This is a genomic window from Micrococcus luteus, assembly GCF_022664405.1.
GTDB classification, from domain to species: domain Bacteria; phylum Actinomycetota; class Actinomycetes; order Actinomycetales; family Micrococcaceae; genus Micrococcus; species Micrococcus luteus.
Map to the genome: position 1 here is coordinate 38,949 of NZ_JAKRLB010000013.1, position 10,858 is coordinate 49,806.

General features: G+C 70.8%; 13 protein-coding genes. 8 read left to right on the plus strand and 5 right to left on the minus strand.

The annotated features are described in order from the left end of the window. Window positions 1–38 precede the first annotated feature (38 nt). From MF605_RS07330 to MF605_RS07350, 5 genes are all read left to right on the plus strand, one after another. Window positions 39–1,079: a methionine ABC transporter ATP-binding protein gene (locus tag MF605_RS07330; protein WP_041102743.1), complete on the plus strand. Its 1,041-nt coding sequence runs from the start codon at window positions 39–41 to the stop codon at window positions 1,077–1,079. Next, window positions 1,076–1,756 (plus strand): methionine ABC transporter permease, encoded by a 681-nt coding sequence (locus tag MF605_RS07335; RefSeq protein WP_010078799.1) that lies wholly within the window; start codon window positions 1,076–1,078, stop codon window positions 1,754–1,756. The genes MF605_RS07330 and MF605_RS07335 overlap by 4 nt, the downstream gene beginning before the upstream one ends. Window positions 1,757–1,809: 53 nt before the next feature. Next, a complete protein-coding gene (locus tag MF605_RS07340) occupies window positions 1,810–2,673 on the plus strand; it encodes a MetQ/NlpA family ABC transporter substrate-binding protein (protein WP_010078798.1) in 864 nt (287 codons plus the stop codon). A gap of 102 nt (window positions 2,674–2,775) precedes the next feature. Beyond that, on the plus strand, window positions 2,776–3,642 hold the full coding sequence (locus MF605_RS07345; protein WP_041102744.1) for a thioesterase family protein: 867 nt from the start codon (window positions 2,776–2,778) through the stop codon (window positions 3,640–3,642). Continuing rightward, a complete protein-coding gene (locus MF605_RS07350; protein ID WP_134416941.1) occupies window positions 3,639–4,409 on the plus strand; it encodes a lipoate--protein ligase family protein in 771 nt (256 codons plus the stop codon). Before MF605_RS07345 ends, MF605_RS07350 begins: the two co-directional genes overlap by 4 nt. A 31-nt stretch (window positions 4,410–4,440) precedes the next feature. Here MF605_RS07350 and MF605_RS07355 read toward each other — a convergent pair whose 3' ends face one another. From MF605_RS07355 to MF605_RS07365, 3 genes are read right to left on the minus strand one after another with little or no spacing between them, the layout of a single operon-like run. Beyond that, entirely contained in the window at window positions 4,441–5,061 is a 621-nt protein-coding gene (locus MF605_RS07355) for a uridine kinase family protein (RefSeq protein ID WP_061867739.1), read from the minus strand. A gap of 32 nt (window positions 5,062–5,093) precedes the next feature. Beyond that, complete coding sequence (locus MF605_RS07360; RefSeq protein WP_061867738.1) at window positions 5,094–5,750, minus strand: MBL fold metallo-hydrolase; 657 nt, start codon at window positions 5,748–5,750, stop codon at window positions 5,094–5,096. Further along, window positions 5,750–6,844 (minus strand): S-(hydroxymethyl)mycothiol dehydrogenase, encoded by a 1,095-nt coding sequence (locus MF605_RS07365; protein ID WP_061867737.1) that lies wholly within the window; start codon window positions 6,842–6,844, stop codon window positions 5,750–5,752. The genes MF605_RS07360 and MF605_RS07365 overlap by 1 nt, the downstream gene beginning before the upstream one ends. Window positions 6,845–7,049: 205 nt before the next feature. Here MF605_RS07365 and MF605_RS07370 point away from each other — a divergent pair, with 205 nt between their 5' ends. From MF605_RS07370 to MF605_RS07380, 3 genes are all read left to right on the plus strand, one after another. Beyond that, the gene (locus tag MF605_RS07370; RefSeq protein ID WP_041102747.1) at window positions 7,050–7,319 is read left to right on the plus strand and encodes a hypothetical protein; all 270 of its coding nucleotides are present in this window, start codon (window positions 7,050–7,052) and stop codon (window positions 7,317–7,319) included. Window position 7,320: 1 nt separating this feature from the next. Further along, the gene (locus MF605_RS07375) at window positions 7,321–8,142 is read left to right on the plus strand and encodes an SOS response-associated peptidase (protein ID WP_041102748.1); all 822 of its coding nucleotides are present in this window, start codon (window positions 7,321–7,323) and stop codon (window positions 8,140–8,142) included. A gap of 213 nt (window positions 8,143–8,355) precedes the next feature. Further along, a complete protein-coding gene (locus MF605_RS07380; RefSeq protein WP_242821261.1) occupies window positions 8,356–9,072 on the plus strand; it encodes a hypothetical protein in 717 nt (238 codons plus the stop codon). Between the two features lie 68 nt (window positions 9,073–9,140). Here the strand turns inward: MF605_RS07380 and MF605_RS07385 are convergent, their stop codons facing one another. After that, window positions 9,141–9,860, minus strand: a complete 720-nt coding sequence (locus MF605_RS07385) for a PKD domain-containing protein (protein WP_230278125.1) — start codon at window positions 9,858–9,860, stop codon at window positions 9,141–9,143. Window positions 9,861–10,075: 215 nt separating this feature from the next. Further along, window positions 10,076–10,795 (minus strand): DUF6318 family protein, encoded by a 720-nt coding sequence (locus MF605_RS07390; RefSeq protein WP_082067620.1) that lies wholly within the window; start codon window positions 10,793–10,795, stop codon window positions 10,076–10,078. Window positions 10,796–10,858: the final 63 nt, after the last annotated feature.

A 10,858-nucleotide genomic window follows, 5' to 3' on the forward strand; every position in this document is an offset into this window, starting at 1 on the left:
CTGCTCTCAGCACGTCTGCGCATCCCATGGGCACGCCCATGATCGAGGTGCGTGGTCTCGAGAAGACCTTCCGCCAGGGCGCGAAGGAGATCCGTGCGCTGCGCGGCGTCGACCTCGCCGTGGCCCCGGGCCGCATCCATGGGATCATCGGCCAGTCCGGCGCGGGCAAGTCCACGCTCGTGCGGTGCCTGACCCTGCTCGAGCCCCCGACCTCCGGGACGGTCTCCGTGGCGGGCAAGGACCTGACCCGGGAGTCGCGCTCCGGCCTGCTGGACTCCCGCCGCCGGATCGGCATGGTCTTCCAGCACGCCAACCTGTTCTCCTCCCGGACCGCCCGCGACAACGTGGCCTATCCGCTCGAGGTCGCCGGCGGGTCCGATGCCACCGCGCGTCGGGCGCGCGCAGACGAGCTGCTCGCTCTGGTGGGTCTCGAGGGCTTCGAAGGGTCCTACCCGGCGCAGCTGTCCGGCGGTCAGAAGCAGCGGGTGGGCATCGCTCGCGCGCTCGCGTCGGACCCCGACGTGCTGCTCTGCGACGAGCCCACCTCGGCCCTCGACCCCGCGAGCACGGAGGGTGTCCTGACCCTGATCGAGGACCTTTCCCGGCGCCTGGGCCTGACCGTCCTGGTCATCACCCACGAGATGCACGTGGTCAAGCGACTGTGCCACGAGGTGTCCCTCCTGCAGGACGGGCGGATCGTCCAGTCCGGCGACCTCGGGGACGTGGCGTCCGACCTCGACTCGCCGCTGTCCGCCGCGTTGCTGCCGTTGCCCACGCCCCATGCCGCTCGGGACCAGCGCCTCGTGGAGGTGCTCGGCCGGGGCCGGGCCGCCTCCCTGCCCATCACCCAGCTGGTCCGCGACGCGGGCGCCGGCGACGTCGAGATCCTGGCCGGCACCGTCGAGGACCTCGCGGGGGAGCGCTTCTCCCACCAGCTCCTGGGCCTGTCCGCCACGGAGGCCTCGGCCGACGCCGTGGTGGCGCGCCTGCAGGAGGCAGGCCTGACCGCTCGCGTCCGCACGGCTCGGCAGGCAGCCCAGGACCACGTCACCGCGGATGAGATCGGAGGAGCCCGATGACCTGGCTCGAGAAGCTGACCACGAACCCGGCGATCACCGAGGCCCTGCCTGAGGCGGTCGTGGAGACGTTGCTGATGGTGGCGATCTCCGGCGTCGCCACCGTGCTGATCGGCGGCCTCCTGGGCATCGTGCTGCATGTGACCCGTCCGGGGGGATTGAATCCCATGCCCGCCCTCTACACGGTGCTGTCCGCCGTGATCGTCAACATCACGAGGTCGATCCCGTACGCCATCCTCATGGTGGCGCTCATCCCGCTGACCAAGTGGCTCGTGGGCACGGCGATCGGGCCCATCGCGGCGACCATCTCCCTGACCATCGGCACCGCGCCGTTCTTCGCGCGCCTTGTGGAGTCGGCGCTGCGTGAGATCCCCTCGGGCACCGTGGACGCCGCGCAGGTCATGGGCTCCACCCGTGGCCAGGTGATCCGCAAGGTCCTCCTCCCGGAAGCCATGCCCGGCCTGATCGCGGCGACGACCACCACCCTGGTGACGCTCGTGGGCTACTCGGCCATGGCCGGCCTGATCGGCGGCGGCGGCCTCGGCCGCCTCGCCTACAACTACGGCTACCAGCGATTCCAGACCGAGGTGATGGTCGTGACCATCGTCGTCATCGTCGTCCTGGTGCAGCTCATCCAGTGGATCGGCGACCTGCTGATCCGCCGCATGGACCACCGCTGACCTCTCACCTTCTTCTTCATCTCTCCACCCCTCCGATACGAAAGGCCCCTCCCATGGCTCTGTCACCCCTCTCCCGCCGCACCGCCCTCGGCGCCGGCACCGCCGCTCTCGCCCTCGCCCTCTCCGCCTGCGGCGCCAGCGGCTCCGACTCGGCGGCCTCCTCCGCCCCCACCCCGGACCCGGCGAATCCCGTCGTCGTGAAGGTGGGTGCGAACCCCGTGCCGCACGCCCAGATCCTCGAGTTCGTGGACGAGAACCTCGCGAAGGAGGCGGGCATCGATCTGGAGATCCAGGAGTTCGACGACTACCAGATGCCCAACACCGCGCTCAACGAGGGCAAGATCGACGCGAACTACTACATGCACGAGCCGTTCTTCAACAAGCAGGTCGAGGAGCGCGGCCTGAAGATGGAGCACGGCGAGGGCGTGCACATCGAGCCCTACGCCGCGTTCTCCCAGAAGTTCGACTCCGTGGACCAGGTGCCGGACGGCGCCACCGTGGCCATCACGAACGACCCCGGCAACCAGCCCCGTGCCCTCAAGATGCTGGAGCAGGCCGGCCTGCTCCAGGACATCCAGGACGACTCCGCCGCCCTGACCCTCACCCCCGAGCAGAACCCGAAGGGCCTGCAGTTCGAGGAGAACCAGCCGGAGATCCTCGTGCAGATCCTGGACGACCCGGCGGTGGACCTCGCCATCATCAACGGCAACTACTTCATCCAGGCCGGCATGACCCTGGAGGACGCCGTGGTGGTCGAGGAGATCTCCGGCGAGAACCCCTACGCCAACTTCGTGGCATGGCGCGAGGGGGAGAAGACCCCGGGCGTGGAGAAGCTCGACGAGCTGCTGCACTCGCCGGAGGTCAAGGAGTACATCGAGCAGACCTGGCCGGGCGGCGACGTCACCCCGTCCTTCTGAGTCGGAGCGTCCCTGACGGCGCCCCGCGCCTGCCTCATCGGCCGGTGACATCCCCGCGGGGACGTCACCGGCCGTCGTCGTCGTTCTGGCAGACTTCGGCCCATGACCGACATCACCTCCACCCCCGCGGCCTCCGTCGCCGACGATCCCCTGGCCTTCTACGTGCGCCTCGGCGAGCCCACCGTGGACGCCGACGGCGTCCGCACCTCCCGCGTGCGCTCCACCGTGCACGCCCAGGGCGCATGGCGGGAAGAGGAGATGCACATGGCCGCCGTCTCGGGCCTGCTGCTGCACGAGGTGGCCGCGCACGAGACCACTCCCGGGCTGCGGGTGGGACGGCTCTCCTACGACATCCTGGGCACGCTCTGGTCGGGCGAGCTCGAGGTGGTCACGCGCACCCTGCGTCCGGGCCGGACCATCGAGCTCGTCGAGTCCGTGCTCCACGCCCGGGGCCGCACCGTGCTGACCCTGCGCGCCTGGCTGCTGTCCACCTCGGACACCTCCGCCGTCGCCCAGCTGCCGGACGAGCCCCTCCCGCCGCGCTCGCAGGCGCAGTCGCACAACGCGCTCCACGGATGGGGAGGCGGGTACATCGCCTCCCTCGACGGCGTCGTCCTGCCCGGCCACGGGCCGGGCCACGGCCGGGTGTGGCTCACCACGGACCGCGAGATGGTGGCGGGGGAGAGCACGAGCGACCTGGTGCGCCTGATCAGCCTCACCGATGCGGCCAACGGGATCGCCCCCGCCCTGCCGGCGAAGCCGGGCGGGTGGTTCTTCCCCAACGTGGACCTGCAGATCCACCTGTACCGCGAGCCCACCGGCCACTGGCTCGGCCTCGCGGGGCAGGTCACGGTGGGCCCGGACGGCGTGGGCCTGACCAGCACCGTCCTCCACGACGACGACGGCCCCTTCGCCCACGTCGAGCAGACCCTCACCCTGCGCTCCTGGCCGGTCGAGGGCGGCCTGTGAGCCCAGCTCCCCGGCTGCGCTGGGCCGTGCAGGAGCGGACCCTCGGGGCCGCTGAAGACCTCGACTGGGCCATGGGCGAGCTGGCCGTCTTCCGCGCCGCCGCGGCCGAGGGAAGGGCCCTCGACGATCTGATCCGCGTCTACGTGCCCGAACCGACGGTCGCGTTCGGCCAGCGCGACGCGCGGCTGCCCGGTTTCGCGGCCGCGGCTGCGGCGGCCCGGGCCCACGGCTTCGCGCCGGTGGTGCGCCGGGCCGGCGGGCGGGCGGCGGCCTACCATCACGGCTGCCTGGTGGTGGACCACCTGAGCCAGCAGGAGGACGCGGCACTCACCCAGCAGGCCCGGTTCGCCGAGTTCGCCGACCTGTTCGTGCGGGCGTTCGCGCGCATGGACGTGCCCGCCTCCGTGGGCGAGATCCCGGGGGAGTACTGCCCGGGTGAGTTCTCCGTGCAGGGTCCTGCGCCGACCTACCCGGTGAAGCTGGCCGGCTCCGCGCAGCGCCTGGTGAAGGGGGCGTTCCTGTTCTCCACCCACGTGGTGGTGTCCGACCCCGCCCCGCTGCGGGCCGTGCTCGTCGACGTCTACCGGGAGCTCGGCCTGGACATGGACCCCCGCACGGCGGGCGCGGCCGAGGACGTGCGCCCCGGGGTGAGCGTCCCCGCGTTCGCCGTGGCCCTGCGGGAGGAGTACACGGCGTGGGCCGCCGCCGCCGGGCTCGAGGTCGTGGACGAGCAGCTCGCCGTCCTCACCGCGGGCACCGCCGGCTGAGGGCACGGGCGGCCCGGCTGCGGGCGGCCCGTCAGGCCGTGAGATCCGCGATGATCTCCCGCTTGCGTCGCGGGGTGAAGCCGGCCGCCACGGCCGCCGCCCGGCGCGCCGCGTCCGTCCGGTACAGGGACCAGCCCCGCTGCACGAGGAACGGCACGGGCTTGCGACGCTCGGCGACATCGCGCACGAACCGGCGGGCCGCCGTCGTGGTCCGCGCCTGGTCGATGTACCAGGCCGCGTAGCGGACTCCGGCCCGGTCCAGGGCGGCGGGCATGCGCTCGGCGAAGATGCCCTCCGCCACGATCACCCCGCCCGGCTCGAGCGCGACGGTGCTGTGCCCGCGGACGGAGGACGTGGAGATGTCGTAGTCGGGCACGCGCGTGGCGCCCTCCTCGAGCAGTTCGACGACGGCGTCCACCGCCGCCTGCTCATCCCATGTTCCGGGGTGGTCCCAGTCGATCTCGCCGTACGGGGTGCGCGGGAACGCGGGGCCGGGCCCGCCCGCGGCGCCGTCGTCGGACTGCGGACGGTAGAAGGCATCGAGCGAGAGGTGGGGCCGGCCGTGCCGCCGGGCCAGGTAGGACTTGCCGGAGCCCGACGCGCCGCCGAGCAGGATCACGGAGGGAGGGGGCGAGGCGGGGAGGATGGTCACGGGGGACCATTCTTCCCCACCTCGGCGCGTCCTCAGTGGCCGCGGTCGATCCACTCCTGCAGGTGCGGCCTCTCCGTGCCGATCGTGGTGGAGTCGCCGTGGCCGGTGTGGACCACGGTGGCCTCCGGCAGCGGGAGCAGGCGCTCGCGGATGGACTCGATGATCGTGTCGAAGTCCGAGTACGAGCGGCCGGTGGCGCCGGGCCCGCCCTGGAACAGGGTGTCGCCGGAGAACACGACGCCGGTCGGGGCGCCGTCGTCGCCGGCCTCGCCCAGGGCGGGGGCGTACAGGCAGACCGAGCCGGGGGAGTGGCCGGGGGTGTGCAGCACCCGCAGCTCGACGCCGGCCACGCGCAGGACGTCGCCCTCGGCGAGCGCGCCGTCGGGCTCCTCGTCGGGGAAGACGTCGTCCCAGAGCATGCGGTCTGCGGGGTGGAGCAGCACGGGGGCGTCCACCATCTGGCGGAACTCCTGGACCTGGCGGATGTGGTCGTCGTGGCCGTGGGTGAGGACGATGGCCAGCACCTGGCGGCCGTTCACCTTCTTCCAGACGGCCGAGGCGTCATGGGCCGGGTCGATGACGACGCACTGCTCCGCGCCGCCGACGATCCACACGTTGTTGTCCACGTCGAACGTCTCCCCGTCCAGGGAGAACGTGCCAGAGGTGACCAGGTGATCGATGCGCGCCATCAGAGCACCACCACCGAGCGCAGGACGTCGCCGGACTTCATCGTCTCGAAGGCCTCGTTCACCTCGTCGAGGGCGATGGTCTCCGTGACGAACTCGTCCAGCGGCAGGCGGCCCAGGCGGTACTGGTCCACGAGCATCGGGAAGTCGCGCTCCGGCAGGCAGTCGCCGTACCACGAGGACTTCAGCGCGCCGCCGCGGCCGAACACCTCCGGCAGGGGCAGCTTCAGCTCCATGCCGGGGGTGGGCACGCCCACCAGGACGACGCGGCCGGCCAGGTCCCGGGCGTAGAACGCCTGCTCGTAGGTCTCCGGGCGGCCGACCGCCTCGATGACCACGTCGGCACCGAAGCCGCCGGTCGCCGCGCGGATGGCCTCCACGGGGTCCTCGTCCTTCGAGTTCACGGTGTGGGTGGCGCCGAGCTCCTCAGCCTTGGCGAGCTTCTTGGCGTCGATGTCCACCGCGATGATCGTGGTGGCGCCGGCGAGCTTCGCCCCGGCGATCGTGGCCACGCCGACGCCGCCGCAGCCGATCACGGCCACGGACTCGCCGCGCTTGACCTCGCCGGTGTTGATGGCCGCGCCGATGCCGGCCATGATCCCGCAGCCGAGCAGGCCGACCGCGGCCTGTTCCTCGGGCGTGTCGACGCCGTCGACCTGGGTGCACTGCTTGGCGTGGACGAGCGTCTTGTCCGCGAACGCCCCGATGCCCAGGGCCGGGGACAGCTCCGTGCCGTCCTCCAGGGTCATCTTCTGGGTCGCGTTGTGGGTGTTGAAGCAGTACTTCGGTTCGCCCTTCCGGCACGCGCGGCACTCGCCGCACACGGCGCGCCAGTTGAGGATCACGGTGTCGCCGACCTTGACGTGGTCGACGCCCTCGCCGATCGCGGAGACCACACCCGTGGCCTCGTGGCCGAGCAGGTACGGGTACTCGTCGCCGATCCCGCCCTGCTGGTAGTGCAGATCCGTGTGGCAGACGCCGCAGGTCTTGATGTCGACGACGGCCTCGCCGGGTCCCGGATCGGGGATGACGATGGTCTCGATGGTGACGGGGGCGTCCTTCGCCATGGCGACGACGCCGCGGACCTTCTGGGACACGTTGTTCCTCCTGGTGGTGGGGATCTGCCCGATGCCGCGCATGCGTGGGGCGGCGCGACGTGCGGGCTCGTTCTGCCCATCCCATCACAGGTGTCTGTGCGACGCATCGGTGAGCAGCCGGGGGGCCTGGTGTGTGGTGTCGCCGCGGCGGCCGGGGGAGACTGCAACCTGACCCGCAACACCGATGTGAACGGAGGGGCGAACCGTGGCAGGACAGGGCAGAGACGAGGACGAGGCGTACGAAGCTCCGGAGGCTCCAGCCGGGGCTCCGGCCGGTGCCCGGAACGGCACCGGGGCGCTCGCTCAGTGGCGCATCCCACTGGTGGGGCTGCTGATCGGCGTCGGCCTGGGGGTGGTGTTCGGACTGGGCACCGAAAGGCCCTGGGGCACTGTGCTCGGCTGCGCGATGATGGGCTTCGCCCTCGGCATCGCGTGGATGTATGTCGAGCGTGGCCGGGACGGGAGGGACCGCTGACGTGTGCGGCCGCTACGTGATGGCCCGCGCCACGAGCGACCTGGTGGCCCTGGGCGATGCCGAGACGAATGAGGAGCTGGTGCTGCGCCAGAGCTGGAACGTGGCGCCGACAGCCGAGGTGCCGATCCTCGTGGCGCATGCGGACGACGGCGGCGCCGGAGTGACCCGGCGGATCCACGTGGCCCGCTGGGGCCTGGTGCCGCCGTGGGCGGAGGAGCTGTCCGTGGGGTCCCGTGCGTTCAACGCGCGCTCGGAGACCGTGGCCTCCAAGCCGACGTTCCGGGCCGCCGTCCGCGCCCGCCGCTGCGCTGTGCCGGTGGAGGGCTACTACGAGTGGAAGACGCCGGAGCCTGGCGCCAAGGGCCCCGACGGGCGGGCCGCGAAGAAGCAGCCCTACTACGTGCACCCGGCCGGGGCCGGGGACGGCGAGGGGCCGGTCATCTGGTTCGCCGGCCTGTACGAGTGGTGGCAGGACCCCGAGGCCCAGGCCGCGGGGGAGGACGCCTGGGTCCTCTCGACGACGATCCTCACCATGGCCGCACCCGACGCGGACGACGACGAGCCGGTGCTCGCCGCACTCGGCCAGCTGCACGACCGGATGCCCGTGCCCATGGACGCCGAGACGATGGACCGGTGGCTCGCCCCGGACACGCTCGGGTCTGCCGAAGAAGCCGACGCCCTCGTGGGCGAGGTGTGCGCCGGCGCGTACGACGTCGCGGCGGGCTGGTCGCTGCGGCCCGTGGAGGGCGCCGTGGGGAACGTCCGGAACAACGGGCCGGAGTTGATCCAGGAGATGAGAGAGCAGCAGGGCACGCTGCTCTGAGGGACGGGGCGACGGGGATGACCTGCCCGTGAGGCGCGGGAACGCGGTGCCGCGGCACCGTGATCGGATCGAGACGGATCCGAGACCGTCCTGAACTCCCCCTGAGAATGGGCTCTGCGTAGCGTGGGTGTCACCGGGCCGGCGCGAGCGCCGCATCTTTCGGCGGGGTGCCACGGTGAGGCCGGAGACGGTCATCTCCTGTTCACCCTGTCCGTGGACGGCACCCCGGTGGCCGCCGCTCTCTACGATGAGGCTGCCGGCACTCCGGAGGGCAACAGAGGCCCCTCTGCCGGGCTCGTCTACGCGTGGGGCGAGCACAGCCTGGCCGACCCCGTGTTCGGGGACTACCCCGAGCGGTTCCTCACGCTGGAGCACGCCGAGCCGGGCGTGCTGCTGCCGTTCCGGTCCGAAGGCCTGGGCGACGACGCGGCGGTTGCGGAACTCTCGTGGGGTCCGCGCTGGGGTGCCCTCTGGCGCGACACCACGGTGGACTCCTTCACCGGGTTTCACTACCTCGCTGATGCGACATACCCGACCGACGACCGCCTCGTCCTCGACTGGTCGCTGGACGGGATGACCAAGAGTGAGGACGTCATCATCACCCAGGACGCGGCGCGGTCCGACGTCTTCGCGCTCGTCGAGTTGCTCGCGGACGGGCAGAAGCCCCGGGCCCTGAACGTGCCGGCGGGGGAGGACGCCCCGTCTCCCGGCGAGGCGGACCCGGTGCCGCCCGCCGAGCAGGAGCCCGTCGACACTCCGGCGCCCGTGGCCGGGGAGGAGCCGAGAGAGGGAACGGGCGAGGAGGAGACCCACACGACCCCGGACACGGTCGAGACCGGGCGCGAGGTTCCGGCGGGCGCGCTCGGAGCGCTCGCGGCCCTCGGCGCGGGACTCGTGCTCATGGCCCGGGGGCGGGTGCGCCGGGTCTGACACACCCGGCCGACGAGGGGGCCGCGGGGCGGTGGACGGGAGACCGTCGGCCGCCCCGCGGTCTGTGCTCAGCCGGCCGGAGCGGATTCGATGGGGCCGGTGCAGCCCCAGGCTGAGGAGTCGACGCTGCAGTCATCGGCGACATTGCGGGTGATGGTGCGCCAGATATTCGCGGTGACAGGGGCCGAGTCGAGGCTGATGGTGCCCGGGATGAGCACCCACTCGCCCCCGGCCTCCCGGTATTCGCCGATGTACACGGTGGTGAGGCGGACCGTGTACTGCCCGGTGTCCTCGTACACGTGGCTCGTGGGGGTGGGGACGTTGAACTCCGGCTGGCTCTGGCCTGCGACCGAGGTGGTCTTGGTGGGGGACCCGTCCCCGTAATCCCAGTGGAAGCTCACCGGCGTGGCGCGGAGTTCGACCTCGACCCCGTTGAGGGTGGTGACGAGCGTGCGCGTCTCGGCGTCTGCGTAGAAGTTCGTCTCCGCATTGCGGATCCCGCGTCCGCCATTGTCCGACCGGATCTCAGGCTCCAGCACGAGGAGCGTGCGGACCTCGTCGATGGAGACGGGCGGGGCGCCGTTGCTGGAGGCCTTGGCCGTCCAACATTTGGGGGCGCCATAGACGGGATTCGCATCAGGTTGACGGGTGTCTATGGTCTGCGCCCGGATCCATGAACCCTCGGGGCAGAAGTTGTCCTCCTGCTCTCGGCAGCTCTCGAAATCCGAGTTGCCGAGCTGCCCTGGGATGCACGCACTGACCGTCTTGTGCTCTAGGTGGGATGCCACGGGAGCCGACGAGTTTGCACCGTCTGTTCCAGGTGAAGAAATCTCCGACGGATCGGTGCAATTTACTTCAGACTTCACGGCGTTGTCGCCTATTCCATAGGAATTTCCCTGGGTGCCACATTTGACTACGGGTTCTTCGGAGGCGGCGGGCTGTGCAGTAAGGAGCAGGGAGGTAAGAGCGAAACCGCACAGGAAAAGCCTAGGTTTCATGCTGGTCATCCGGCTGGAGACTCGAGCGTCATGCTGTCTACGACCCAATGTCCAAGGTCACTTGAGTAGGAAAGTTCTGCAATCCACGGACTTTCAGGTGAGGCTGAAACCTCTCCGCCGGGAAGAATTTTTCCCTTGGAGTCACGGGCAGTCTCAGGGCTCAGATCGATGAGAAGTGTTGCTATATATCCGTCTGTAGATGGCTGGGTCGCCATGGAGGTGATGCTTGGGCCGTCGCCAGACATCCATCCGTCGTTCTCATATAGACCTGTCATTGACTGCTTGTACTGCTCGCAAAATTTGCAAGTCTTGCCTGATACCTCTTGCAGAGGTTGGGGCTCACCCGTCTGCTGCAGGAAATAAGTCGCCTCCCAGAAATAGCGAATCGCCGCCTCGGCGCCCTCCTTGGTCTCTTCCTTCATGGCGGCGGGCATCTCCGGCTTGGGCACGTTCTGAGCGGGACCGTCGGCAGATGCGGGCACGTATTCGCCGGACCTGCTCTCCGTGGCCGTGGGGGATGAGCTGACGCCCGCGGTCTCGCTCGTGCTCGCGGGCGCGGACGTCTCGACGGCGGGCTTGGCGGACGAGGGTGACGTCGTCGACGACTCGGCGGGCTCGGACTGCCCGCCACAGGCGGTCAGTGCGAGCGCCAAGGCCACGCTGAGCGTGCCGGCCTGGGCGAATCGGTGGCGGCGCAGGGCGCGCCCGGGTGCGGTGAGAGACATTTCCCCTCCAACTGGACGTCCGTCGTGTGTCCGCGCCTCCCGCGCTGATCCCGCAGCGCGGTG

Excerpts from the sequence above, each read along its gene's own strand:
- MF605_RS07330 (WP_041102743.1), top strand. The coding sequence starts at position 39 with ATGATCGAGGTGCGTGGTCTCGAGAAGACCTTCCGCCAGGGCGCGAAG.
- MF605_RS07340 (WP_010078798.1), top strand. The coding sequence starts at position 1,810 with ATGGCTCTGTCACCCCTCTCCCGCCGCACCGCCCTCGGCGCCGGCACC.
- MF605_RS07345 (WP_041102744.1), top strand. The coding sequence starts at position 2,776 with ATGACCGACATCACCTCCACCCCCGCGGCCTCCGTCGCCGACGATCCC.
- MF605_RS07360 (WP_061867738.1), bottom strand. The coding sequence starts at position 5,750 with ATGGCGCGCATCGATCACCTGGTCACCTCTGGCACGTTCTCCCTGGAC.
- MF605_RS07390 (WP_082067620.1), bottom strand. The coding sequence starts at position 10,795 with ATGTCTCTCACCGCACCCGGGCGCGCCCTGCGCCGCCACCGATTCGCC.
- MF605_RS07335 (WP_010078799.1), top strand. The coding sequence starts at position 1,076 with ATGACCTGGCTCGAGAAGCTGACCACGAACCCGGCGATCACCGAGGCC.